The sequence below is a fragment of the Capnocytophaga catalasegens genome (assembly GCF_026005215.1).
Taxonomy (GTDB): domain Bacteria; phylum Bacteroidota; class Bacteroidia; order Flavobacteriales; family Flavobacteriaceae; genus Capnocytophaga; species Capnocytophaga catalasegens.
Map to the genome: position 1 here is coordinate 1 of NZ_BPMA01000011.1, position 22,701 is coordinate 22,701.

Below are 22,701 nucleotides of genomic sequence, written 5' to 3' on the forward strand. Positions count from 1 at the left end.
TTGAAATGGGTGCATATTGTTATCAGTAATGCCAAGCGGAATTTATTATGTAACTATCACAAAATCAAACGGAAGTATTTACAATTATACTTAGACGAATTTGTTTACAAGCTCAATCGTCGTTACTTTGCAGAGCATTTATTTGACAGATTGGTTTTAGCCAATATTACAGCTTATGAGTGATTACGGATATACAATAAAGTTTTTACTTAAAAATTTACCCAATATACAGCGACCAACTTTATTGATACAGGGAGACAAAGATCCCGGCATTAAAAAAGAATATGCAGTTGCTGCGGCTAAAATTATTCCCAAAGCTCAACTGATTATTTTTGAAAATCATAAACATTGGCTTCAAAAAGATACCCGTGCCTGTCAATGAATTGTCAGCGTCGCATTTTGCCTTTTTTGAAAATGCGTATTTTGAATATATTGCCGAAATCAAATCTTAAATCAAGTTTCCTTTTTAAAATAAAACTTTCGACTTAAAAAATATAACGGTAGCTTTTGGAAAAAACCTGCGGTGCTTTTATCCGAAACCTGCGGTTGTTTTACTCAAAACCAAGCGTGGTTTTTGAAAAGGAAAAATTTTATTTCGCCCAAAACTTTGTTAGAATGAGATGATTTACTAATATTGAGTGTTTTGCATTGAAGATTATCGCCCGTGCGGCTCGCACCTTTGTAGACGCTTTATTTTAGGTTTTTCGGGAAAATGCCTATATTTTTGCAAAAAATAATTTTAATATGCGTTGCGTCTCTGCAATTAAAAATAAAAAAATAGAAAAAATATGAACATCACAGAAATTAACAGCACCGACAAAGCCAAAAAGAAAATCAAAGCCATAGCTAAAGCCAATCATTTGGAATATGATTTAGTGTATGCAATTATCTCGTTTCATTGGAATTACGATGGCGTGGAGGGCGAATGGGTCAATGATTTGGACAAAGACCAAAACTTTCACGAGCGATTGGAGTTTGTTTGCAAAAAATTAGGGCTTGACCAAAAATCGTATTCCAAAGAAGAAGTTATCGATTTGATTTACAGCCGATTGCAAACGCTTGACAAACAGGCGATTTTTGAAAATTTCCTCGCTGGGGCAAAAGAAAAAAATTATTGTGCGATTTCGCCTTACGCTTCTTATCATTACCTTGCCAATGCTACCAAAGACAGGCTTAACTCCTTGATTTGGAAAGCAAAAGACCTGAGCAATGAGAAAATTATTTGGGGTGTTTTTTGTAAAATATTCCGTGGTGGCTCGGTGGATAGGTATAATTTGGATTATCTTTTTGCTGATTTGGTATTAGATTTACCTTTTGAAAATCAATGGGTTAAAACTTCCGATTGGACAGCTGATTTCATTAAAAAAATCAATACAGATATGAAACTTACCGATTTGGTCAAAACCCTCAAAGAATACTGCAAAGGCGACAAATATACGCTACAAACCATTTTGGAAGCTCTTTCCTATTCGGGAATTTTACCAGTGGAAAATCACCCTGTGAGCGGCATTTTTATTCCTGATTTTCGAGGTAAATTATCCGACCATTATCCGTCTAACGAATGGACTTATCCGCTTAGATTTTGGACAGCTAAATAATTGCAAATAAAGTATTTAACTTTAATTTAAAATAGAAAAAACAATATGATTTATTTTGATTGTGGCACACATCACGCCAACACAACCGCATTTTTTAATTGCACAAATGAAGAGGGAAAACAAATCGGAACTTTTCTGATTGATTTTAATACCGATGAAAAATTTGTGTATGCAACCAAACCCGAAGAAAATGAGATTTTTGACATTTCCCCTTGCGGAACAAAAGTTTTGACCATCGATAGAACTTACGAAAAAAGAAAACGCAAAACCAAGATTTTCAATCTGAAAACCAAAGAATTACTTTTTGAAACCAATGCGTTTTTTGGTTACGAAGCGTGGTTTACTTCCGTTCCACATTTATTGGTAGTTCGTGCTGATGTAAAAGGCAAAAGCAATGACAAGCTATTTGTTTTTGACACGCAAAAGAATGAAATTGTACATTTTATGCAAGGAAATGCTTGTTTGCCCTATTGCTCAAAAGCGATTTATAACGATATTTTTGTTTATCCAAATTCCCGCAAAAAAGATGCAATTATTCTATTGGATTTAAACACTTTGGAAGAAAAAACAATTCATTTAGGTTCAAAAAAACTCATTCATCGGGTACAAGCATTGAACAATGACGAATTTTTTGCCATTGACAGCGATTATTTTGGTATAAAATTCAATACAAAAGGCGAAATTCTGTGGAAAACTCAAAAGATTGATTGGAAAGAATTATATTACGCACCAGATTTTTTCATTTACAATCATCAAATTGTTTTTAACGATGCTATTGGCGAACGCATTGATATTAAAACAGGCGAATTTATACACAAAATCACTGTCAGAGGCGGTAAAGCTACACCTTTTTTTGACAATTGGGTGATTTACAACACAGGTGAAATGTTCCATTTGGACACCGATGCGATGAAAAATTTGGACATTGAAAAATATCTAAAAATGTAATCGTAACAACATCAATATTTCAATTTTATTTAAAAACATATGAAACCCATTATCCCGATTATTGACCGATATTTATTTGCCTTTGAGCCAATTGACAATCCAGAATGGGAGTTTATCAGCGATAAAACCGAAACCGAAAAGTTTTTGTATAGCCAAGATGTCAAAGAAGTTTGGCTGGATTTACGAGAGCATAACAGCTTAATTTTAAGCCATCCAATGAGTGCGAACGAAGAAAAAGACTGGCAGATTTTGAGCGAAGATATTGCCGAACGATTGGACGGGTTGGGCTATGGCGAGTATGCCAACGATGTCGAAGCCGATTTACTCAATTGTTATCTGAATATCAAGCACAAAGCGATGAATCCGCTATGGAATATGCTTTATAAAGCCTATAAAAAAGGCGTGTTTCCGTGTGGCTGGAAGGGAAAGTTTCCCAAAGGCAAATTGGTAGTTTTTCACCCCAAGCACCGAAGCACAAAAGTGGCTGTTTTGCCAATGCTTATTGCTAATTTTTTTGAAAAATATGAGCAATTACCCGAAAATCCCTTTGTATTTGATGAGTTTTATGGCTTATTTACCCAAAATGCCGCCATTTTTTCAGACAAAGGCGATGAAATTATCGGTATAGATGCCATCAAAAGCCATTATCAGACATTTGCGACAGAACACAGTCAAATTAAAATATTGTGGCATAAGCAATTAACTAATAATAAAAATTATTTTGAGGTACGATATGGTTTAGTCGGCAAAACCAAGAATGGTGCTATCAAAACTCAAAGCGGGACAATGACTTTTAGTTTTGAAAATGAACATATTAGAAAAATAGAAATCGTAAAATAAATTTGTTTTAAAATTATTTAAAAAAATATGAAAAACATTCAAAAAGAAGATTTAATCCAAGTGGCTTTGTTGATAGAAAAAATGCACTACATCGTGCATCGTGCTGAAAATCGTGATGATGCCGATAATCGTGCCTATGCTTTGGCAATTGCTTTTGCCGAGCAAGACATTCAAAATGAGCTAAATGAAATGCGAATGAAACTTTGGGACTATTTTTCTGAAGCTGAAATGCAATCTTTAGAACCTGAAATAGACAAAATAGAATACCAATTGCCTTACGATAAAAATATTGAGGAACTTCGTATAATGCTAAAACCCTATTTGCCAACATATTACACCAGAGAAAAGTAATTTATTATGACACACATAGATTTAAAACATTTTTGGCGACATCCTATTTATTTGCCGTATTTGCACGAACCTTTGAGCGATGAAAAATTAGCCGAATTTGAACAAAAAATAGGCTATCGTTTGCCCAAAACTTTGGTCGAGCTTTTAAAAATCCAAAATGGCGGCTACACCCGATATTGTCCAACGGAAACGACTAATTTTGAGTTGTGGGGCATTGGCGATGAATTTCCAAAATTATTGCCTATTGAGCAATATATCGACTTGGAACTTACTGATTATGTAAGTTTTGACACAAAAGGACTGATTGCTTTTAATGGCTATGGTAATTTTTTTCATTGCTTGGATTATCGCTCAGATACCACCCATCCAAAAATCGCTTATGTAGATATAGAATGTGATGAAATAGAGGAAGTTGCCAATAGCTTTGACACTTATTTACAGCAATTTAGCTTAGATATTGATGAATATTATTATGTGGTTGCATCAGATTTGCCTTTGGGAGAATTGATTGCCACTTTTGCCGAAAAATTAGCGGTAAAATATGAATCTTTGGGCAACTTCAGCAATGGCTATGATGAATACCGAATGAAAGTCGCTGGGCATTGGGTGTTTGCCTTGCCCAATCGTGTGTCGATGGCATTTGCCCGAAAGGGAGAGCGTAATTTTAACAAACTTGCCCAATATGCAGGAAAAACGACACTTCTTTATCCAGAAATCGGAGAAAAATATAGTATTTTAAAAATTTTTAATGAAAAATCATTGACAGAAATACTACAAAAATTGGGCGATGATTTTACAATTAACAGACTTGATGTACAAATAAAATAATGGCGTATCAAGACGCTTGACTTTAATTAAAAATGATATGAAGCAATCACAACCAAATCCGTTTTTTCCGTGTCAATTGATTGAACACGATGCTCATTATTCGGTTATTACTTCTAATTTTCATTATTTTGATGAATATTTTGCCGATAAAGGATGCGGCGGTTATACTTTGCAAAATTTAGCCAAGAAAATTGCCAAAGAACAGCAAATAAAAGAAATAAAATTCGACTCGGAGGCAGGAATGTTCTGTGCGTATTCTCAAAATCGTGAGAGTTTGCTCAGATTGTGCCAAGAATTACGCAAAATTTCTGGCGATGAAGAAAAAAACAGCCCAAAATTAGCCGACAAACCCAAAATCAACGAACAAAAAGCCACAGAACTTTTGCTTTTAGGCTTTGTAATGACACTTGATGAAGAAAAACAGCAAGAATTTTTAGAAAATGTGCCATTTCCACCGCTATCGTCTGCCCAAATAGGTTATTTGACCGCCATTGAAAACGGAAATGAGGCAGAATGTATTTCGGCATTAAAAAAAGTGAATTCAGAAGCTCGAACAAAGGTTAGAAACTACAAAAATTACCTTTCGCATCCTAAAATTATCACGATTTTATTTAATTTATTGGACAAAAATCCATCAGAAAAGGTACAGAAAGAAGTTTTTTATACACTTTTTTCTATTTCGGGTCGGCATTTGCCCGATTTGCGATGCAGAAACCATTTTTATGACTTACTTTCGCATAAAAAAGCCGATTTTCGTCGTTTGGGAGTTTTGGGATTGGGAAATCTGTACGATTATGACTTGCAAAAGGTCAAAGAATTAGCAAATGACAAATCGGAAGCGGTTCGTCAGGTAGTGGCACAATGTCTTAACTTTGGCATTCGCAAAAACAGAAGTGAAGATGTTTTTGCTCCGTGGATGTTTTCCGATGCTTTGGTAAAAAAACTTAAAAATTAAGATTTAAAATAAGACTTAATTTTTAAAAAGAAAAAATACAAAACACACAAACTTAAAACATTTTTGGCGAAAACCCATTTATTTGCCCGAACTTTTGACCGATGAAACTTGCTTTTGGAAAAAACCTGCCGTGCTTTGACCAAAAACCTACTGTGGTTTTTTTAAGGAGAAAATTTTATTTTGCCCAAAACTTTGTTAGAATGAGATAATTTACTAACATTCAATGTTTTATGTTAAAAATTATCGCCTGTGTGGCTCACACCTTGTAGACACTTTGTAGACGCTTGTTTTTAGGTTTTTCGTAAGAATGCCTATACTTTTGCAATGTAGAGACGCAACGCTTTTGTAAAGACGCAACGCATTGCGTCTTTTACGGACGAAAAAATGAATATTAATATTAAAAAGAGAAAAGATATGGATTTAAAGAATTTAATTACGCATTACAAAAAATGCTTAAACTCGCTTGGAGAGGAGGCTATTTTGATAGGCGAAATACCTGACGGAGCGACCGATTTTTCTGAAGAATTAGCAGCGTTGCTCACTCCCAGCCACAAAGATTTTCTGAAAATCTGTGATGGTGGTTTTTTTGGTGACATTGTCCTTTGGAATAGCTACGAAATCCTTGATAGTCAATACTGTGTACCAGAACATTTGCAAAACACCGCTTATGAAATCGGGCAAATACTTTACGAACCTTTGTTTATGGATAAAACCACTCAAACAGTGCTATTTTTGGCTGAAAATTATGCCGATATGAATGAATTTCGCACCGATTTGCCAACATTTATAAAGGATTTTGCCTTTGGCGAAAACTATCGCGCGGCTATCATTCCGCATTGTGAGGGCGATTCGTGGTGGGATTTTTTACAAGAAAACAGAAATATCAACCTTTGATAAAGGATTTAAATACATTGTATATCAATCATAATCAATAAATTATCTACAATTTAAAAAAAGAGAAATAGTATGGCAAAGAAAAGAGCAACCCTTCCAAGTAATATTTATAAAATATTGGAAGACAATGATTTTGAAGCATTCAAAAAAGTGTTTGAAAAAAGCGATATCAATGCGTATGAGCGAGATTATATCAAAAAACCAGCACTTTGTTTTTATGGTATTCCAACAGAATGGATACAATGGCTTGTAGAAAATGGGGCAAATATCGAAGCTGCAGATTCTTATGGAAGAACGGCTTTATGGTATCATTCTTCGGTAAATAATGTTGAAAGAGTGCGTACCTTATTGGCATTAGGAGCAGATATTCACACTTCTGACAAGTACAAAAATGGCGTTTTACACGCTGCATCGGGCAGATTTGAAGTGACAAAGCTATTAGTAGAGCAAGGAGCGAATATTTTTACTAAAAATGATAGAGGTTTCACCCCTTTACAAGAAATGTTAAGTAGATGTCAGAATGCAGATATTCCAAAAGTGGCAAAAAGTGTAGCATTATTGCTCAAATTGGGTGAAAAAGTTACTAAATTTGCTAAAGAACAAGTCATTCGTATTGGTGAAAGTTTTGAGTTTCATCGCGAACGTTTCAATCCAGAGTTTTTAGAAGAAACAGAAAACGGTTTACAGGAACTTTACACCTTGTTTAAGGTTGAACCTGTGGCAAAACGCATTCAGCACGACGGAATTGCACCTATAATCGTTCCGAATGAGCCATTAGAAAAGCAATTTGAATACCTTTGGAGCTTTTTAGTACCAAGTTCAGGCTGTGCAAAAACAATTCAAGGGGAAGTTATCCGTATTTCGGGAAAAATTCGTGATGAAATATTGCGAAATGGAGCTGGTAACTGGGATAAACACTTCAAAAAAATGCTTTCGGCAATGATTGATTATTTCCAAAAAGGAAATCCGCTACAAGAAACAGCAATGGAAAAAGCCAACGAGTTAAAAACACTTCTCTACGAAGGCGATGATGACGGAGAAAACTCATTTGAATTGGCAAAATTAGCCGTTTTATGGGTAACACAAAACCCAAATCCTATTCTTTTAGAAAAAGTAGAGTATAAGAAATAATGTAAAAAGCTGATTGTAAAGGCGAAAAATGTGAAGAATTTAATCAATAACGATATGGTAACCATCAATGAAATTAAAACATACAGAAATTCGGATGAATTTCAAACTTTTTTAGATAAATTTCTAAAAAACCAACCAATCGGCGATATGCTTAAAAAAAGCAATACAATTTTTGAAGCGGAAGACGAGTTACAATCCTATAACATTCTTAGTCAAGGGTTTAATTTGTCTGCGGTGGGTCTTGATGCGATAAAAGAAGAAGTTCGCAGTAATGCTGAGGCGTTTTTTGAATATTACAAGCATTTTTTTCTTCTTTACCAAGATGAAGATTTAGCCAATGAAATCGATGAAGACGATGATTGGGAGCCTGATTTTGAGGACGATAACGAAGAAGAATGCAAAACGATGATAAGCAGTTGCACTTTATTAGCCTGTTTGATAGAGTTTCATTTGTTAAAAACCGACCAAGAAAGGCTATTTAATTACCATAAAAAACTCAAAATTCCCAATGCCAAAAAACATTCAAAATTGCTAATCGAAATGTATGATAATATTTTTAATTGATGTTTTGTTTTAGAGAAAGAATTAAAAATATCAACCTTTGATAAAGAACTTTAATACATTGTATAGTTCTTATAATCAATAAATTATCTGTGAATTTTAAAAAGAAAAAATATGATTACAAAACACTTAGGTAGAACCATTCCAAAAGACTATTTGGAATTTATTGAAAAAATGGATTCAAAAGAAAATTTTCAAATGTACTATTTTAATAACGCATATCATAATAACAAGAAAATCAATCTTTACACCAAGAAAGGCTTATTGTCAAATAGTTATGATAAAAACTCTTATTGGTATGAATGGATTAGTAAAAGCGATTATGCGTTTGAAAAGGTAAAACCCTTACGCCCAGAAGAGCCGATTTCTGTTGATGAAGTGAAAACCTGCTTTACGATAGCTGATACTTATGAAGGTAATGTTTTTATCAATCTGCACGACGGCTCAATTTGGCATTTTAGTGATGATTCGGATTGGGAAAATGAGATTACCCTTTATCATTGCGAAAAATATGCTGACAATTTCTGTAACTTTTTACAGATGATTAGCTTAGAACCGATTGGAAACAAGTTTGAAGATGAGGATTTTTAAGTGAATCAAAAAAATTTGACAAAACACATTAAAAAATAGTTACTCGTTGGTACTACCAGCTTTTAAAAAGAAAAACGATGAACGATACGCTAAAAATTTTAGAGCAAATAGACAAAGAAATGTCCAAAATGCTTGGCAAAAGCAAAAATAAAATGACCGATGAACAATTTCGTGTCTTTGTTAGCGAAAAATGGCAAGAAATGGACAGCAAAAAATACCAAATTCACGACGCATACATTCTCATCGGGCGAATGATGAACGAGGCGATTTGGGCAAACGACCCCAAAGATTTGGTCAAATGGATGAAAGAAGACCAAAAACATCAAAGTTCTCAGAAAAATACCATTGATGTAGTTTATAATTATTATACAGGACATTTTATTGATTGTAAGGCGTTTGCCGAAGGTTTGGCATTTTTTCAAAATGAAGAAAAATCACAACCAGAAGCCAAATCGTTTGTGGAACTTTTTCAAAATATTCTTGATAATCCAGAAGTGATGGCGACTTATTTGCAAGACGAAGACAATTTTGATGATTTTGAAGTAAAAACCATCGCTTTGGAGGAGTGGCAAGACTTTTTTGGTGAAGAAGAAGCCGAAATTGGCTATGAAATACTCACAAAAATCGGCGATATTACCGAAAGAGAGACCAAAAAGCACAAAAACGGCTTGGATTTTCTAAAAAATAATCAAATGCAAGTGCTGGAAGCCATTTTGGGCGAATTGTTAAAACAATATCCCGAAATGCAAAGTCGCTACAATTATTCCGAAGCGGACAAAGCTGAATTTATGCCCGACATTATCAATATAAAAGGTTTTGCTGAGCTTTTAAGTCCGACCGCTATTTATATTTTCTCTGAATATCAAGAAGATATGCCTTATATAGGTATTAGTTTTCATTGTATGTGGGAGCAAGAACACGGTTTGGGCGTTTTGATTTGCAAAGACAGGGTGGTACTGATAAGCTCTGCCGATGTCGCCAATGATATTTGCTCGGTAAAAGATGATATTAAGGCACAAAAAAAGAAATAGAAAGCTAATATATTTCTTGAATTTTAGCCCATAACCCCAAAGGAGAGTATTTTTTATCTTGGGAAAGTATTCCTACACTTGTAGGAAAAGTTCCTACATCTTGGGGAAGAGTTCCTACACTTGAAGTAGAGACACAATGCATCTTTATAATCGAATAAATAAAAACCTATCGAAATTTTCAACTTAAAATAAGAAAAAAATATGAATACAACCGCAATTTGGCAAGAAATCATAACCATCATCAAAAATATCAATCCAAAGATTTACCAAACTCTCAATCCACCCGCTACTGATGCCGAAATTGAGCAATTGGAAAACGAGATTGGCATAACGCTTCCGCAGAGTTTTAAAGATTATCTAAAGGTGTTCAACGGACAACAACATAATAATTATGAGCATCTTATGTTAGGATATAATGCATTTTTATCAGTAGATGAAATCATAAAATGGTGGCACATACAGATGGATTTATTCGCCGATGAAGAACCAATAGAACATCTTGTAGAGAATAAAATTCAGCCCGTAATTTGGGACAAAAACTGGCTACCTTTCACCAATTATGAGGGTTCAGCAATGCTGATTTTGGATTTCAATGCAGGAAAAAATGGTACAAATGGACAGGTTTTCACTTATTTTTCGGGAATGGATTCGGAGGTAGATGAAATTGTCATTGCCGATTCATTTGCGGTGTTTAGCCAAAATCTGTTGTCAGAATTGCAACAAAATCATTACGAAATTGTAGATGATGTGATAGTATTGGATTATTTTGTTTGATTTTTAACAATTAACATTGGATTTTATGAATATTTATAGCGTAAAAAGTGATTATTCTCAATTCAGTCAGAAAATGGGGATTTTGGGTGATTTTGCGGATATTTTATGGAATGGTTTTGTGATTCACAGCCGAAAAAATGACACCACCGCCGTAGAGCGATTCGGTAGCGATGTGCCACCTATTTATGTCAATAATCGCCAAATCATTCTTACTGACGAAACGAAACAACAATTAGAAACTTTTGATTTACAAGGGTTTGAATTTAAAGAAGTAGAAAAACGAAAAATCATCAAAGGCGATTGGCTAAATTTCAATGAAAGTTTTTTTGAAAAATTTAATAACCCAACTTTTGACCCCATTGAGAAAGGAAAACATTCCAAAGAAACTGCCGAAGCAATGTATAATTTATGGATAATTAAGCCATTACAAAAAATTTATTTTAAAAAATTAGGAAACCAACAATTTGAATTTTCTATCGAAAAAACGGCTGATTTTTATATCGGTAATGGTGATAAATTGGGCATATTTATTTCGGAAAAAGCCAAACAAATATTTGAAGAATTGGCTCTACCGCTTAGTTATGAAAAAGAATAAATAATTTTAAAGAAAAAGAGAAAAAAAAATATGAAAACACATTTTTTAAAAGAAATTGAAAACAAATTAAACATAACATTACCAGAATCTTACAAAAAATTGATAAGCGAGTTTGAATCATTTTGCGTATTAGAATACAGGGAAAAAGAAATAGATATCAGAAATATCAATCGCATTTCTAGTCCAATAGACACGAAAAGTGATTTGCAAGAATGGCAATATTTACAGCAATGGACACAAGATAATACCCACAAACAACCCAAACCCGAATTAGTTAAACGAAACGATAGCTCAGAAACACTTCCAAGAGAGCGAGTAGCCAATGGATTTTTATTCGCTGACGGCAGTGATGGCGTTCGTTTATATTTTGATATTCAGGACAATATGTCTGTTTGGGAATATTGGTTAGATGAGGGCAGTGTAGGAAGAATTGCTGATAGCTTTGATAAATTATTGTCCAAATCCGAGATAGTGGAACAAGAATAGACTTCAAGAAATGGGATTTGAATACAAAATACGAGCAAAACTAACACCCCAACAAATCTCTGAAATAGAACAAATTTTATCAAAAAATGACTATTTTGAGCGAAAATATTGGGTAAAAGAACAGTTATTTTGGGATTTTCGGCATTCTGACAATCACGGGAAGCTCCCCAATGTCAGTCTCATAATCGAAAGTGATGGTATTTATATTTGCCAGTGGAGTACAGCTGATGTTTGGCAATATCTGGAAGAACTGGAAAACTATCTGTATTCACAAAATATATCAATTCAAATTATTGACTATCAAGAATAATATTTTTTTAATAGATTATACAATGTAGAGATGTAATGCATTGCGTTTCTACGGAGAAAAAATGAATAAAAAAGGAAAAAATATGCAAGAAATTTTAAACAAAATTGCTCAGCTCAAAAGCTCAGAAAAATGGGAATTTATAAAAAATTTAGCCGACGATGCCCAGAATGCACCCGTACTATTGCATTTGGCTCAGACCGAAAAAAGTTACAACAAAGAGTGTGCGTTGCAGGGTTTGGTTCAGTTTGAAATGGAAGAAGCCTTGCCGATTTTCAAAAAATTGCTCAAATCCAAAAGTAAAGGCGAAAAAATCTTATTACACGGCACTTCGGATATGGTTTCGGACTTAGTGGCAGAGGAAATTCACAAGTTTTTTATCAAGTTATTTCAAAATGAAAGTGGTTACCACCTCTCTTCTCAAAATTTCGAGGATTTTCAAAGATTTCTTTCCTTAATGTTGGGCAAAGCAAGTGAAAAAATGCAAAACATTTACCGGTTTTTAGCTGAAAACAACGAAAAGTTTGCCTCTTTCAAATTTAAATCATCTATTAATCAACATTTTAATTTTTATAGCTTCACCAAAGAAAATAAGGAAAAGATTTTTCCTCAAACCCTCGCACTCTCCATCATCAGAAATCCAGACCAGCGTTTGATGGCTTTGGCTGATGAACTTACCCAAAAATACGGAAAGAATTGGCTAACGGCGAAAATGGTAGCCTCGTTTTTTATCGAAAAATCAGCTGCACTTTTTGAAAAATACGCTCCTTTGCTTCATACCGAAAATAAAACCTATATACTTGATGCTCTGGCACTTTTATATTTTGACAAGAAAACCGAAAAATACACTGCCATAGCTCGATGGGGCAACTATTACGATGAGCGAAACGACACACGGACTTATTTTAGCCGAGCGATTTTGGAAAATTTGGACGAGCGTTGGCTGGAAATTCTTACTGAAATACAACCTGAAAAAATTGCATTGCAAACCTATTTTTCGATGAGTGCTGGGGTGGCAGTTATGTATGAAGCCTACGACCAAATGGTACAGGCTTTACTTCCTAAAAATTTTGAAAATCAATTTATTAAAGAAAAATTAGTTACATATTTCTTGAAACGGGAAAAAGCAGAAAAGGGGGCTTCACTCTACATTGATGCCCTCAACCTTTTGCAAGTTCCCATCACCGAAGCAATGATAGAAAAGTGGATCGCCTACAAACCCGAAGCCGTAAGCAAATACAACATTCCTATTATGCTCAATAACAACACTCAATGGACAGACGAACAAAAATTGAATTTTTACAAAAAATTACCAGCAAACTTGGTCAATCAAGATGCAATAAAAAAATTACAATAATCGCATTTTTTGTAGCGATGCGTTGCGTCTCTACGGTGAAAAATAAAAAAAGAGAAAATATGTTAGAATTAAAAATTCCACCTGTTATTGTTCTTGCAGTTTTTGCAGGAATTATTATTGGCATTCCGTTTGTGATTTCGTTTTATGCTGTGCAGTCTATTTGGCTGATTGCATTTTTTATTTTACTTGGGGTAATTATCGCATTGTCAGGTGTTTGGGAGTTTAGAAAGTCCAAAACCACAGTCAATCCGACCACGTCTGAAAAAAGCAGTCAGATTGTGAATACGGGCATTTATCGTTTTAGCAGAAACCCGATGTATTTGGGAATGGCTTTGGGTTTGGTGGGGCTTACTTTTGCTTTTGGCAATCTGTTTTCTTGGTTGGGCGTGATTGGATTTGTTATCTATATCACTCATTTTCAGATTATTCCAGAAGAAAAGATTTTAAAAGAAATTTTTGGTAAAAATTACACCGACTATCTCAACCAAGTGCGTCGCTGGATTTAATAATAAAGTACAGATGCAAGGCGTTGTATTTTTGTACAGACGCAACACATTGCGTCTCTACGGTAAAAAATAAGAAAAAAATATTTCGCCCAAAACTTTGTTATAATAATTTAATTTACTAATATTCAATGCGTTATATTTAAAATTATCGCCCCTGTCACTTGCACCTTGTAGACACTTTGTAGACGCTTGATTTTAGGTTTTTCGATAAAATCCCTATATTTTTGCAAAAAAATATTGAATGTATAGACACAACGCATTGCGTTTCTACGGAGAAAAAATGAATAAAAAAGGAGAAAATAAATGAAACCTTTAATTGTATTGACAATGAGTTTATTAACAGCAATATGTTCACTTTTGGGCTGTAAAAATAACAGCGAAAAATTTTCTGAAAATACTTCAATCACAGTGCGATATTTTCTGAATAATTCGGCATTGCACAAGCAAAAATCTGATAAAGGCATTTATTTGTACGATGAAATTTCCAAAGAAGATGCCCAAAAACACGAAGACAAAAGGGCGTATTTTATTGGATTTTACCGAAATGATACGCTTGTGGGCTATCAGAAAATTTTCCGTGGCGAGGTTTTGCTCGAAAGTGGCGAAACTGACATAAAGTGATTTATGGAATTTTGAACATTAAAAATGCAACGAATAAAAGATTATTTTAAAGACTTGAATATCAATACTGACCGACTTTTACCAGAAGAAATTGATATTATCAACGATTGGTACACCAATTACAGCAAATTTGACAGAAATGTACATCTTTTTGATGCTGAAGAGATTAAAATATACAAAGAACATATAAAATTTCTCAAAGAAGAATATGAAAATCTATCATTCTTTGATGATTTTTGGCTATTTTCAGCCGATGAAGACAGCAATTGTGCAGGAATTATGACAAAAGGCTCGATGCGAGGTTGGATTTTTTTTATTTCGGAAGAATTTTTGGTCAAACCAGTCTTTCGCACACTCGAAAACTTTTATCAAAAGGTGAAATCTGAAGAAATTACTAATGTTTCTGCCTTTGGTATTCAATCGGTAGATTTTCAAAACAAACATCGAACTGCGAATGAACTTAACACAGACAATCAAGTATTTGATGAACTTTTACAAAAAATACATCACACTGAAAATAAGCACGATAGATACCTTTATATGGAAACACTCATCACTATTACGCCACCTGATAGGCTTGGCGAATTGACTCAGTTTTTATTTTCAGAAGATTATTGGCATACGAGCCAGATTTTAGAAGTTTTTGATTTTTATAATCATCACAAAAACAACGACTTACTATACAAATTGGGCAAAGAGAAATCAGAATTTCGCAAAAAACTAAAACAAATGGGCATACAGCCACAAAGACAATTCCTTTGGTGGGAAAAATGGTAAAAAACAACGAATTTTAACTAAAAAAAGAGATAAAAAATGGCAATAGACGGCATTAAAATCATTGATAGCGATTTGGTTTTTGACATTCGTAATCAGATAATGGAAGCGTACGATTACAACGAAAATCTGACGGAAGTATTAACCAACATCGAGGCGTGGGAAACGGAAGTTTTGGGCGATGCAATTCAGCACGAAATATTCATCACCGCTTACGCCCAATGCCTGTGGGAGCTTGGTCTGTTAAACGAAAAATGGCAACAAAAAGCTGGGCAAATCGTGGAAAAAGGAGCATCTTCTCTATGGGAAAAATTTGGGAAAAATACCCAAGAAAAACGCCAAAAAACCTTAGAAAAGTTTTGGGAAAAGATAAGTCAGCCTAATCCAAAACCGCGAAAAAGCAAGAATTACAAAAAAATTACCGATTTTATTTTTACTGAAAATGAGGTGGTTGCGGTAAAATTGGCAAACAACACTTTTGGCTTTTTAATTTTGGTGAATATTGACCACGAAAATGGGCAATGTTATTATGGTTTTGCCAAAATCAACTATGTTTCAGAATATATTCCAACGCTTGATTTCCTTAAAAATCAGTATGTTACCGCCAGAAAAGGACTCGGTTTTGACAGCCCTGTACTTATCAAACACAAAGATTTGATGAAATTACAGCCTTATTTTCAGGCATTTGGCAAACTTTTTATCAATCCCGACGCCAATGTAAAACGCTTTGGCACTTATCGTGGTAATGTGAAAAATTATGAGGAACTCACCGAAGATTGGACAGGCGACTTTAACCAAAAACAATATCCATTAGTAGAATTTTTGACTAAAAACTAAGAAAATGGCAGAAAAAAACACCCACACAATTATTTTTTGAGTGAGATTTACAAAGAAAAAGAGAACAAGGCTGAATATGAGAAATTTAAAAACAAAGCCAAAGAATTGCTAATCTTTATTTCAGCTGATGAAATAGCATATTCTGCTACCATTTATCCAGAAAAAATACAGGAAAAAGTAATTGCGTTTTACACACAACACACTAAAAAACTGCCGAACAAATAAAATTTAAAAAAGTTTATAAATATGATAACAATAGAATTTGAAGCCCCAAAATTTAAAAAATGTGATTGCTGTGATGCTAAAATTACTCAACTGACACGCTTTGTATATCAAGATAACGAGGCTTTTGCTTATTATTATGCAAAATTTGAAGATCATAGCGACCCAAAAGTAGCCGAATGTTTGATAGTTTTATGCGAATGGGACGAAAACAACGAAAAAATTATCAAAAAAACGGGATTTCCACTCAAAATTTGGGAAAAAGAAGACAATTTTAATATCACGCTGACCAATAAAGACGAATGTCCGTGGAAAAACATTCCTGAAGTTGAAATTTTAGACCGAGAACAAAGCCTCAATCACCCACAAAAAGCCGAAGTTTTCCATATTACCGACCATATCGTGGCAGAAGATATGCCTATTATTCGTTATTTTGAAGGAAAATGAAAATTTTTTGAGTTCAATACTTAATTACATATATTCTTTATAATTTAAGTGTTGATTTTCAATATTTTTTAGTGTTTTTCTATCGGCATTGGATACGAAGCGTTAAGAAAATCAATGAATGCAGCGTTAAAAAATCTCTACTGTTTGAGCGAAGCGAGTTTAGAGATTTTAGCGAAAGTATCCACAGCCTTGAATTTTTGGTACTTTTGTTTCAAGACAAAAGTACAAAGGGGGAAAATAAATAATGAACTCAAAAACTGTTTAATAGAAAAATGTATGAACAAACCAGTTTTTACCAATCAATCCAAAAGCCAAATTTGTACAAAATTACAACAAGCATTTCCGAAAAACTTAGCAAATGATGTGCAAAAAGTTGCTGATTTTGTGATAGATAACGATTTTTCAATCCATCCAAATTTGGTACAAGAAGTCATCATAAAGGCAGAAAAATTGCTTATTCCATCACGCATTTATGATGATAATCCGCCAACTGCCATCGGTGGGCTGACAAATACGCAACAGACGATTCTTAATTGCTTGTATTTAAGGCATTATAACGGATTTGTCAGACAAAAATATTTGGAAAAACTCATACAAAATACGCAAGATTATTTTGTAATTCCTTATATTTTTCAGCTTTTGGGCGAATATGTGGTGGAAATTTTGGCGGTTGTCAGTGAGCATATTAACGAAAAAACCATCGCTCATTATCAACAGTTTATCGCCGAAAATCCTAAATATGCCCAGCAAACCCAAAGCAGAATGACAAGCTATTGGGACGCCTATTATAGAACGCAATCACCTGATTTAAAGCACTATATTGGATATAAAATTTTTAAAACATTGAAAACAAAATCGTAATTTTAAAAAAGAAAAATGATGAACACGATATTAAAATTAGATGATTATTATCATCAAGCAATGGATTATATCCTTGAAAATCTGAATGATATAGCGTATAAAAAGCTAAAAAACGGTACACTCAAAAAGAAAAGTGGAGATTTGACCTTTGAAATTATTACCCAAAAAGATAGAAATAATTTTCTTTCGCATCAAGAAAAAGTAGGTAGCCTCTCAATACTCCATTTTTCAGCGAATATTTATGACAAAAAGAAAAATTTATTATATCAGTTTTCGTTTGGTGAACCTAAAAGCTATGTGCCTCGTTTTGAGTTATTTAAAAACTATTCGGAATTGGATTATTCGTTGCTTGACCGCATCATTGCTGACCTTAATCAGCATTTTATTCCAGCAACTCAAAAGCTGCAAGAAAATCCGCAAATGTTTTTACAAAATACTGATTATCAATCGGAAATAGTAGCAGAAGATTATCATTATCGCATTTGGATTTTACCAGAATTATATGAAAATTTTGCAACCGCAGAACAAACTAAACTTTATGAAGAAAAGAAAATTGTTTTCCAAATACCTGAAAATGAATTGAAAAGAGATGTTGAAGAATATTTGTTTCTTATTTCTAAACGACAAAGAGATTATTTTTTGCTTGAAAATGCCGATAAATACAGCCGAGAACAGCTTTTTCAAATACTTTTAATTGCTCATAAACTCACCGAAAACCATAAAAACAAAGAAAGGAATATCATTCGTTATGATTATATCAAAAACCGCCAATCTACACACGAAGAGCTATTTATTTTGGTAATTTATTTTATAAAAATGAGTGGTTTAGAACAAAAAATAACAAAACAGATTTACGATGAAATGAAAATTAACTTTGTTTATCAATAATTTAAAAAAAGAAAAAAATGATAGCAACCAAAAACATCGAAAGCCGACAAGATTTTATAAAATTCGTGGAATTTTTACAAAAAGACCTTGCCGAAAACCCAAACGACTGGGAAAATCGCTCCCTTGCCGATTTTTTAGAAGCGATGAGCTGTTATGCCGAAGATATAACATATTATTACAAAAATACAGGACAAAATATCAATGCCGACACCCCAAGTTGGCGTGTTTTTGCCGATATTTTATGTGGTGCAAAAGTGTATGAATAACAATTTAAAAAGAAAATAATATGACTCCCAAAGAAATTTTTGAAAAAGGTTGCGGAGAAATCGCTCAGCAATTCCCTGACTTTAAATCCGTACAAAAAGGCAGAAAATTAAAAAAAGTAAGCCAAGATAAAAGCATCGAATTTGAAATTTATTTTCAGACCAGTATGCGAAACCATAGTGGCAGTGTTGCCATACTTCCGCATATTAACATTGCTTCCAAAAAAATGGAAAAATGGCTCAATACACAAATTGGCAGACAAGAAATGTGGGAGTTAATCTTTACAAAACAGCTCGGTTATCTTACGCCACACCAATATTGGCACAAATGGAACTTAGCTGGACTTAGTTTTCAACCAACTATTGATGAAATTGTAAAATATTTAAAAGAATATGCCTTACCTATCTTTGAACTTTTTGAAAATAAAGACAAGGCGGTGGATTTTTTATTAGAAAACGGAGCAATTTTCAATAAAAATGTAAAACACGATGAACTTTTGCCTTTCTATTTTGTGTTTTGGCACAGCGGAAAAGAAAAAGCTGAGATTTTTCTAAACAATTTTGTAGAAAAATGTAGTTACAAAGGAAAGTTTATTAAATCGTATGAAAGATTACAAACCGTTAAACAAATTAACTTTACTTATAGCAGTTTTGTTGGAGAAGACATCTTAAAATTTGCTGTAGCTCACGGAATAAAACTCAATATTAATACCTAATTCATTGCTGTAAAATATAAAAATTAGAAAAATAAAATTATGAACATAAAGGAATCACAATTGAAAATTTGTACAAAATATCAATCTAAGTTCGAGCAACTAAAACCCAATGAAATGATAGCGATAGCTCTGGACACACTGGGGCAAATGCCTATTGTTGGGGAACGAATTGTACTGAAGGAAGACCAAAATGTGTCGTGGTTTATTTACTACGGAGAATATTCTGACGCAGATGATTTCTACAAACCGATACATTGGTATCATCTGATTGAAATTTTACCTGAAGTATTGCCTTATCTGGGATTAGAGCAGGGATTTCGTTTTATCATTGACAATGAAGGCTATGAAGATGTTTGGAAAGATGAAAATTAACCCAAAAACAACTAAAAGTGACTTCTAACAAAGATTATTTTAGCGATTTAAACCTCAATCCAGCAGGGCTTTTACAAGAAGAAATCGATATTATCAATGATTGGTATGCCAATTACACAAAATTTGACAGAAATGTACATCTTTTTGACACTGAAGAAATTGAAATTAACGAGGAATACATACAATTTTTGAAAGAAGAATATGAAAATCTGTCGTTTTATGATGATATTTTGTTATTTTCAGCAGATGAAGACAGCAATTGTGCAGGAATTATGACAAAAGGAACAATGCGAGGTTGGATTTTCTTCATTTCAGAAGATTTCTCAGTAAAACCAGTTTTTCGCACACTTAAAGCCTTTTATGAAAAGGTAAAATCCGAAGAAATTACCGATGTTTCTGCCTTTAATGTTCAATCGCCAGATTTTCAAAACAAACATCGAACTGCAAATGAACTTAGCACGGATAATAAAGTATTCGATGAGCTATTGCAAAAAATACATCACACTGAAAACAAACACGACAGATATCTTTTTGTAGAAACACTAATTACTATTGTCCCTCCTGATAAGTTTAGCGAACTCACGGAATTTCTATTTTCAGAAGATTATTGGCATATTCGTCAAATTTTGGAAACATTTGCTTTCTATAATCATCAAACAGACAATGAATTATTATACAAACTAGGCAAGAAAAAACCAGAATTCCGTAAGCAGTTAAAAAAAATGGGAATACAGCCTCAAAGAAAATTCCTCTGGTGGGAAAAATGGTAAAAAATAGAGAAAAACAAGTACAATTATCTTTAAAAATTAAGACTTATTTTATAAAATAATCAGATTAATTAACCAACAATGAATTTAATAAAATGTTTACAAACAGATGGTGTAACTATTTTAAAAGAACGCCAAAAAGAAGAGAAAAACCTTGAAAAAATATATGAAAATGAACTCCCGTTACTTCTCGACAACGAACACGAAAGGATTTATTTTGTAAAATTTGCCGATGAAATGCCCGAAATACGCATTCCTTTTGGTGATTTTTTATGTTTCGGAAAAATTGGTTTTGAGAAACAATATTTTGTGATTGACAAAGAGGGAAAAATCTTTAAATATGATTTCTGTTATGAAGATGAAAGCAACTTAGTGTTTGTGAATAGTTCTCTCACGGCATTTTACAGGAGTTATTGCCGATATATGGCTGGAATTTTTATGTATAAAGCTCATCAAAGTGATGAGGACTTCCCAATGGAAGCCGAAGTAAAACGAATTACGGAATTTATCAAAAGTTTTGACCCTGCTGCTGTTGAAAACGAACAAACTTACTGGTCTGACCAGCTATTTATACTTGAAGATGGCTTTGCTCACCTGATGCATAACGTCGTAGACAGAATGTTAGGAATGCCAAAGCATAATTATCAGCAAAAAAAAGAAAAATAAGTAAAGAATTTAATCTTTTTATAAAAAAATAGAACTACTTTAGAAAATCAAAATGACAATCAGTGCTTTGGCAGGAATTTTCGCCTGTTTTTTTAGGATTTTCTATCAAAAACAGAATAATTTAAACAAATAACAACAATGAATTTCAAAGAATTATTAAAACACGAAGGGCTTACTACCCAACAAATCAAACACATTGAGTTGTTGGACAAAAAATTTTCGGCAACCAATACAGGCAATTTAAAAAAAGCCAATGACCTGCTTTTCAGTTTATTGTACACCAACAATTTACCTGCCGTTCAAACGCTCCTTGATTTGATGACGCAAATTCCGTTTAACGGCAATTTTAACCAATGGACTTTTGTAGAACCAAGTTACACCTTGCGTTATTTTTTGAGCAATGACAACACCGAAAAGGAGAAAATTAAGCATTACTTGATAAATGAGGTACGCTCCGAATGGGATGACGATGAGGAACACGCTGAGCATCTGCAAAAAAAACGTGACGGAATGCTGGTGGAAAGCAGTTTGGAGCAATTGGAACGTTACAACACATCTGAAAAAGAAGAATTTACTTGGCGAACTACTGTTTTAATACGATATTTAGAGGTTTTGGCAATAGGAGCAACAGGAAAATTGGATAAAAAAACGTTTTAGCCGAAATTAATTCCAATATCGAGCGACAAAAAGCATTAAACGCAAAGTTTAGCAAGTAAATTTGCTGATAAAATGCCCGAAATATGCATTTTTTGAAGATTTTTTTATATTTTGAAAAAAAGGAAATTCTATCAATAAATAATTATGAATAATATCAAAAAGTATTTTTTAAATTCTAAACAAACTAAATGAAACATTATTATGAGTTTTGCAAAAGAGATTAAGAAATTAAGTCAGTTTCTAAAAGAACAAGGTTTTTTAGCTGTTCCAATGGAGATTCGTAATACGCGTTCTTGGGTTAAAGAATTGGATAGCGAAAACTTAGTATATATGTATGTTTACATCAGTCAGCATTCACAAAAAAGCCAAAGAGGACACCTAATTATCTCTCCGCCACGCTATAATGATGATAGTTGGATAGGGAATCCTTTGGCTATTGGTATTCCACTGGCAGAAAATTGGGAATTGGGAACGGGCTTCTTTGATGATTACATAAATAGACTTACTAATTTATTGCCGAGTGCAGCTTATCTTAAAGATGCAGTTATTAAGGAACTGTACAGCGTAAGTAATATTTCTACTCAGACATCAGGGGCAAAAACACTTGGCGAAAGAGAACTGATAGAATTAAAAGCCTTTCGTAAATTACAAGAAGAAGCAAATTTTACTGAGTTATGCCAAATAAGCAAAGAAATTTGGTTTAAGAAAAAAGATATTTATCTACTTGATATTGAATTGGGTAAAAAATGTTTTGAACCTTATGGTGATGACATTACAATGAAATACATTGAGGATTACACATCTAAATTAAGTACAATTTTAGCCACATATAGTGCATTCAGATAGGCAGTAAATTT

General features: G+C 33.4%; 34 protein-coding genes. 33 read left to right on the forward strand and 1 reads right to left on the reverse strand.

The genetic code is table 11. The annotated features are described in order from the left end of the window. From OO775_RS02235 to OO775_RS02295, 13 genes are all read left to right on the forward strand, one after another. A partial coding sequence (locus OO775_RS02235) for a transposase (protein WP_264845103.1) occupies nucleotides 1-183 on the forward strand: 183 nt, incomplete at its 5' end. Continuing rightward, nucleotides 176-382, forward strand: coding sequence for an alpha/beta fold hydrolase (locus OO775_RS02240; protein ID WP_264845382.1), 207 nt, complete (start codon nucleotides 176-178; stop codon nucleotides 380-382). The genes OO775_RS02235 and OO775_RS02240, both read left to right, overlap by 8 nt. Nucleotides 383-788: 406 nt before the next feature. Then, complete coding sequence (locus OO775_RS02245) at nucleotides 789-1,598, forward strand: hypothetical protein (RefSeq protein WP_264845383.1); 810 nt, start codon at nucleotides 789-791, stop codon at nucleotides 1,596-1,598. A 45-nt stretch (nucleotides 1,599-1,643) separates the two neighbouring features. After that, nucleotides 1,644-2,546 carry a hypothetical protein gene (locus OO775_RS02250; RefSeq protein ID WP_264845384.1) on the forward strand — a complete coding sequence of 301 codons (903 nt, stop codon included), beginning with the start codon at nucleotides 1,644-1,646 and terminating at the stop codon, nucleotides 2,544-2,546. 39 nt (nucleotides 2,547-2,585) lie between these two features. Beyond that, the gene (locus OO775_RS02255) at nucleotides 2,586-3,386 is read left to right on the forward strand and encodes a hypothetical protein (RefSeq protein ID WP_264845385.1); all 801 of its coding nucleotides are present in this window, start codon (nucleotides 2,586-2,588) and stop codon (nucleotides 3,384-3,386) included. A gap of 27 nt (nucleotides 3,387-3,413) precedes the next feature. Continuing rightward, the gene (locus OO775_RS02260) at nucleotides 3,414-3,737 is read left to right on the forward strand and encodes a hypothetical protein (RefSeq protein WP_264845386.1); all 324 of its coding nucleotides are present in this window, start codon (nucleotides 3,414-3,416) and stop codon (nucleotides 3,735-3,737) included. A gap of 6 nt (nucleotides 3,738-3,743) precedes the next feature. Next, the gene (locus tag OO775_RS02265) at nucleotides 3,744-4,565 is read left to right on the forward strand and encodes an SMI1/KNR4 family protein (RefSeq protein WP_264845387.1); all 822 of its coding nucleotides are present in this window, start codon (nucleotides 3,744-3,746) and stop codon (nucleotides 4,563-4,565) included. 37 nt (nucleotides 4,566-4,602) lie between these two features. Continuing rightward, complete coding sequence (locus OO775_RS02270; protein WP_264845388.1) at nucleotides 4,603-5,520, forward strand: Imm51 family immunity protein; 918 nt, start codon at nucleotides 4,603-4,605, stop codon at nucleotides 5,518-5,520. Between the two features lie 414 nt (nucleotides 5,521-5,934). Continuing rightward, nucleotides 5,935-6,414, forward strand: a complete 480-nt coding sequence (locus tag OO775_RS02275; RefSeq protein ID WP_264845389.1) for a hypothetical protein — start codon at nucleotides 5,935-5,937, stop codon at nucleotides 6,412-6,414. Between the two features lie 72 nt (nucleotides 6,415-6,486). Then, nucleotides 6,487-7,545 carry an ankyrin repeat domain-containing protein gene (locus OO775_RS02280; protein ID WP_264845390.1) on the forward strand — a complete coding sequence of 353 codons (1,059 nt, stop codon included), beginning with the start codon at nucleotides 6,487-6,489 and terminating at the stop codon, nucleotides 7,543-7,545. 30 nt (nucleotides 7,546-7,575) lie between these two features. Beyond that, on the forward strand, nucleotides 7,576-8,109 hold the full coding sequence (locus OO775_RS02285; RefSeq protein ID WP_264845391.1) for a hypothetical protein: 534 nt from the start codon (nucleotides 7,576-7,578) through the stop codon (nucleotides 8,107-8,109). 111 nt (nucleotides 8,110-8,220) lie between these two features. Beyond that, the gene (locus OO775_RS02290) at nucleotides 8,221-8,697 is read left to right on the forward strand and encodes a hypothetical protein (protein WP_264845392.1); all 477 of its coding nucleotides are present in this window, start codon (nucleotides 8,221-8,223) and stop codon (nucleotides 8,695-8,697) included. A 77-nt stretch (nucleotides 8,698-8,774) separates the two neighbouring features. Beyond that, entirely contained in the window at nucleotides 8,775-9,728 is a 954-nt protein-coding gene (locus OO775_RS02295) for a DUF6985 domain-containing protein (protein ID WP_264845393.1), read from the forward strand. Between the two features lie 4 nt (nucleotides 9,729-9,732). On the opposite strand, the gene OO775_RS02300 is transcribed toward OO775_RS02295, so the two are convergent. Further along, entirely contained in the window at nucleotides 9,733-9,870 is a 138-nt protein-coding gene (locus OO775_RS02300; protein ID WP_264845394.1) for a hypothetical protein, read from the reverse strand. Nucleotides 9,871-9,929: 59 nt separating this feature from the next. Here OO775_RS02300 and OO775_RS02305 point away from each other — a divergent pair, with 59 nt between their 5' ends. The 20 genes from OO775_RS02305 to OO775_RS02400 all read left to right on the forward strand — a co-directional run bounded on the left by OO775_RS02305 (nucleotide 9,930) and on the right by OO775_RS02400 (nucleotide 22,690). After that, nucleotides 9,930-10,502, forward strand: coding sequence for an SMI1/KNR4 family protein (locus OO775_RS02305; RefSeq protein WP_264845395.1), 573 nt, complete (start codon nucleotides 9,930-9,932; stop codon nucleotides 10,500-10,502). Nucleotides 10,503-10,527: 25 nt separating this feature from the next. Then, nucleotides 10,528-11,097, forward strand: a complete 570-nt coding sequence (locus OO775_RS02310) for a hypothetical protein (protein WP_264845396.1) — start codon at nucleotides 10,528-10,530, stop codon at nucleotides 11,095-11,097. 30 nt (nucleotides 11,098-11,127) lie between these two features. Next, nucleotides 11,128-11,583: an SMI1/KNR4 family protein gene (locus OO775_RS02315; RefSeq protein ID WP_264845397.1), complete on the forward strand. Its 456-nt coding sequence runs from the start codon at nucleotides 11,128-11,130 to the stop codon at nucleotides 11,581-11,583. Nucleotides 11,584-11,593: 10 nt separating this feature from the next. Further along, nucleotides 11,594-11,893 carry a hypothetical protein gene (locus tag OO775_RS02320; RefSeq protein ID WP_238251838.1) on the forward strand — a complete coding sequence of 100 codons (300 nt, stop codon included), beginning with the start codon at nucleotides 11,594-11,596 and terminating at the stop codon, nucleotides 11,891-11,893. Between the two features lie 61 nt (nucleotides 11,894-11,954). After that, a complete protein-coding gene (locus tag OO775_RS02325) occupies nucleotides 11,955-13,247 on the forward strand; it encodes a hypothetical protein (protein WP_264845398.1) in 1,293 nt (430 codons plus the stop codon). A gap of 59 nt (nucleotides 13,248-13,306) precedes the next feature. Further along, on the forward strand, nucleotides 13,307-13,753 hold the full coding sequence (locus tag OO775_RS02330; protein ID WP_264845399.1) for a methyltransferase family protein: 447 nt from the start codon (nucleotides 13,307-13,309) through the stop codon (nucleotides 13,751-13,753). A 303-nt stretch (nucleotides 13,754-14,056) separates the two neighbouring features. Beyond that, the gene (locus tag OO775_RS02335) at nucleotides 14,057-14,374 is read left to right on the forward strand and encodes a hypothetical protein (protein WP_264845400.1); all 318 of its coding nucleotides are present in this window, start codon (nucleotides 14,057-14,059) and stop codon (nucleotides 14,372-14,374) included. Between the two features lie 24 nt (nucleotides 14,375-14,398). Next, complete coding sequence (locus tag OO775_RS02340; protein ID WP_264845401.1) at nucleotides 14,399-15,151, forward strand: hypothetical protein; 753 nt, start codon at nucleotides 14,399-14,401, stop codon at nucleotides 15,149-15,151. 36 nt (nucleotides 15,152-15,187) lie between these two features. Next, nucleotides 15,188-15,985 (forward strand): hypothetical protein, encoded by a 798-nt coding sequence (locus tag OO775_RS02345; RefSeq protein ID WP_264845402.1) that lies wholly within the window; start codon nucleotides 15,188-15,190, stop codon nucleotides 15,983-15,985. A gap of 36 nt (nucleotides 15,986-16,021) precedes the next feature. Then, entirely contained in the window at nucleotides 16,022-16,210 is a 189-nt protein-coding gene (locus OO775_RS02350; protein WP_264845403.1) for a hypothetical protein, read from the forward strand. Between the two features lie 21 nt (nucleotides 16,211-16,231). After that, nucleotides 16,232-16,654, forward strand: coding sequence for a hypothetical protein (locus OO775_RS02355; protein ID WP_264845404.1), 423 nt, complete (start codon nucleotides 16,232-16,234; stop codon nucleotides 16,652-16,654). 276 nt (nucleotides 16,655-16,930) lie between these two features. Beyond that, a complete protein-coding gene (locus OO775_RS02360) occupies nucleotides 16,931-17,515 on the forward strand; it encodes a hypothetical protein (protein WP_264845405.1) in 585 nt (194 codons plus the stop codon). 18 nt (nucleotides 17,516-17,533) lie between these two features. Further along, entirely contained in the window at nucleotides 17,534-18,403 is an 870-nt protein-coding gene (locus OO775_RS02365) for a hypothetical protein (protein WP_264845406.1), read from the forward strand. Nucleotides 18,404-18,420: 17 nt separating this feature from the next. Continuing rightward, nucleotides 18,421-18,669, forward strand: a complete 249-nt coding sequence (locus tag OO775_RS02370; protein ID WP_264845407.1) for a DUF7660 family protein — start codon at nucleotides 18,421-18,423, stop codon at nucleotides 18,667-18,669. A 20-nt stretch (nucleotides 18,670-18,689) separates the two neighbouring features. Next, entirely contained in the window at nucleotides 18,690-19,382 is a 693-nt protein-coding gene (locus tag OO775_RS02375) for a DUF4304 domain-containing protein (RefSeq protein ID WP_264845408.1), read from the forward strand. A gap of 39 nt (nucleotides 19,383-19,421) precedes the next feature. Further along, entirely contained in the window at nucleotides 19,422-19,754 is a 333-nt protein-coding gene (locus OO775_RS02380) for an immunity protein Imm33 domain-containing protein (RefSeq protein ID WP_264845409.1), read from the forward strand. Nucleotides 19,755-19,771: 17 nt separating this feature from the next. Beyond that, nucleotides 19,772-20,524: a hypothetical protein gene (locus OO775_RS02385; RefSeq protein WP_264845410.1), complete on the forward strand. Its 753-nt coding sequence runs from the start codon at nucleotides 19,772-19,774 to the stop codon at nucleotides 20,522-20,524. A gap of 78 nt (nucleotides 20,525-20,602) precedes the next feature. Further along, nucleotides 20,603-21,187 carry an SUKH-4 family immunity protein gene (locus OO775_RS02390; RefSeq protein WP_264845411.1) on the forward strand — a complete coding sequence of 195 codons (585 nt, stop codon included), beginning with the start codon at nucleotides 20,603-20,605 and terminating at the stop codon, nucleotides 21,185-21,187. Nucleotides 21,188-21,325: 138 nt separating this feature from the next. Continuing rightward, nucleotides 21,326-21,844, forward strand: coding sequence for a DUF6707 family protein (locus OO775_RS02395; RefSeq protein WP_264845412.1), 519 nt, complete (start codon nucleotides 21,326-21,328; stop codon nucleotides 21,842-21,844). A gap of 201 nt (nucleotides 21,845-22,045) precedes the next feature. Then, nucleotides 22,046-22,690, forward strand: coding sequence for a hypothetical protein (locus tag OO775_RS02400; protein WP_095895565.1), 645 nt, complete (start codon nucleotides 22,046-22,048; stop codon nucleotides 22,688-22,690). The last annotated feature ends 11 nt before the right edge of the window (nucleotides 22,691-22,701 follow it).

Bases quoted from the DNA above. Each gene is read 5' to 3' on its own strand.
- OO775_RS02325 (WP_264845398.1), top strand. From the start codon at position 11,955: ATGAATAAAAAAGGAAAAAATATGCAAGAAATTTTAAACAAAATTGCT.
- OO775_RS02360 (WP_264845405.1), top strand. From the start codon at position 16,931: ATGAACAAACCAGTTTTTACCAATCAATCCAAAAGCCAAATTTGTACA.
- OO775_RS02290 (WP_264845392.1), top strand. From the start codon at position 8,221: ATGATTACAAAACACTTAGGTAGAACCATTCCAAAAGACTATTTGGAA.
- OO775_RS02245 (WP_264845383.1), top strand. From the start codon at position 789: ATGAACATCACAGAAATTAACAGCACCGACAAAGCCAAAAAGAAAATC.
- OO775_RS02345 (WP_264845402.1), top strand. From the start codon at position 15,188: ATGGCAATAGACGGCATTAAAATCATTGATAGCGATTTGGTTTTTGAC.
- OO775_RS02320 (WP_238251838.1), top strand. From the start codon at position 11,594: ATGGGATTTGAATACAAAATACGAGCAAAACTAACACCCCAACAAATC.
- OO775_RS02255 (WP_264845385.1), top strand. From the start codon at position 2,586: ATGAAACCCATTATCCCGATTATTGACCGATATTTATTTGCCTTTGAG.
- OO775_RS02250 (WP_264845384.1), top strand. From the start codon at position 1,644: ATGATTTATTTTGATTGTGGCACACATCACGCCAACACAACCGCATTT.
- OO775_RS02340 (WP_264845401.1), top strand. From the start codon at position 14,399: ATGCAACGAATAAAAGATTATTTTAAAGACTTGAATATCAATACTGAC.
- OO775_RS02270 (WP_264845388.1), top strand. From the start codon at position 4,603: ATGAAGCAATCACAACCAAATCCGTTTTTTCCGTGTCAATTGATTGAA.
- OO775_RS02380 (WP_264845409.1), top strand. From the start codon at position 19,422: ATGAACATAAAGGAATCACAATTGAAAATTTGTACAAAATATCAATCT.
- OO775_RS02295 (WP_264845393.1), top strand. From the start codon at position 8,775: ATGAACGATACGCTAAAAATTTTAGAGCAAATAGACAAAGAAATGTCC.
- OO775_RS02310 (WP_264845396.1), top strand. From the start codon at position 10,528: ATGAATATTTATAGCGTAAAAAGTGATTATTCTCAATTCAGTCAGAAA.
- OO775_RS02240 (WP_264845382.1), top strand. From the start codon at position 176: ATGAGTGATTACGGATATACAATAAAGTTTTTACTTAAAAATTTACCC.
- OO775_RS02370 (WP_264845407.1), top strand. From the start codon at position 18,421: ATGATAGCAACCAAAAACATCGAAAGCCGACAAGATTTTATAAAATTC.
- OO775_RS02300 (WP_264845394.1), bottom strand. From the start codon at position 9,870: ATGCATTGTGTCTCTACTTCAAGTGTAGGAACTCTTCCCCAAGATGTA.
- OO775_RS02280 (WP_264845390.1), top strand. From the start codon at position 6,487: ATGGCAAAGAAAAGAGCAACCCTTCCAAGTAATATTTATAAAATATTG.
- OO775_RS02260 (WP_264845386.1), top strand. From the start codon at position 3,414: ATGAAAAACATTCAAAAAGAAGATTTAATCCAAGTGGCTTTGTTGATA.
- OO775_RS02335 (WP_264845400.1), top strand. From the start codon at position 14,057: ATGAAACCTTTAATTGTATTGACAATGAGTTTATTAACAGCAATATGT.
- OO775_RS02265 (WP_264845387.1), top strand. From the start codon at position 3,744: ATGACACACATAGATTTAAAACATTTTTGGCGACATCCTATTTATTTG.
- OO775_RS02275 (WP_264845389.1), top strand. From the start codon at position 5,935: ATGGATTTAAAGAATTTAATTACGCATTACAAAAAATGCTTAAACTCG.
- OO775_RS02365 (WP_264845406.1), top strand. From the start codon at position 17,534: ATGAACACGATATTAAAATTAGATGATTATTATCATCAAGCAATGGAT.
- OO775_RS02330 (WP_264845399.1), top strand. From the start codon at position 13,307: ATGTTAGAATTAAAAATTCCACCTGTTATTGTTCTTGCAGTTTTTGCA.
- OO775_RS02375 (WP_264845408.1), top strand. From the start codon at position 18,690: ATGACTCCCAAAGAAATTTTTGAAAAAGGTTGCGGAGAAATCGCTCAG.
- OO775_RS02400 (WP_095895565.1), top strand. From the start codon at position 22,046: ATGAGTTTTGCAAAAGAGATTAAGAAATTAAGTCAGTTTCTAAAAGAA.
- OO775_RS02355 (WP_264845404.1), top strand. From the start codon at position 16,232: ATGATAACAATAGAATTTGAAGCCCCAAAATTTAAAAAATGTGATTGC.
- OO775_RS02315 (WP_264845397.1), top strand. From the start codon at position 11,128: ATGAAAACACATTTTTTAAAAGAAATTGAAAACAAATTAAACATAACA.
- OO775_RS02305 (WP_264845395.1), top strand. From the start codon at position 9,930: ATGAATACAACCGCAATTTGGCAAGAAATCATAACCATCATCAAAAAT.
- OO775_RS02395 (WP_264845412.1), top strand. From the start codon at position 21,326: ATGAATTTCAAAGAATTATTAAAACACGAAGGGCTTACTACCCAACAA.
- OO775_RS02390 (WP_264845411.1), top strand. From the start codon at position 20,603: ATGAATTTAATAAAATGTTTACAAACAGATGGTGTAACTATTTTAAAA.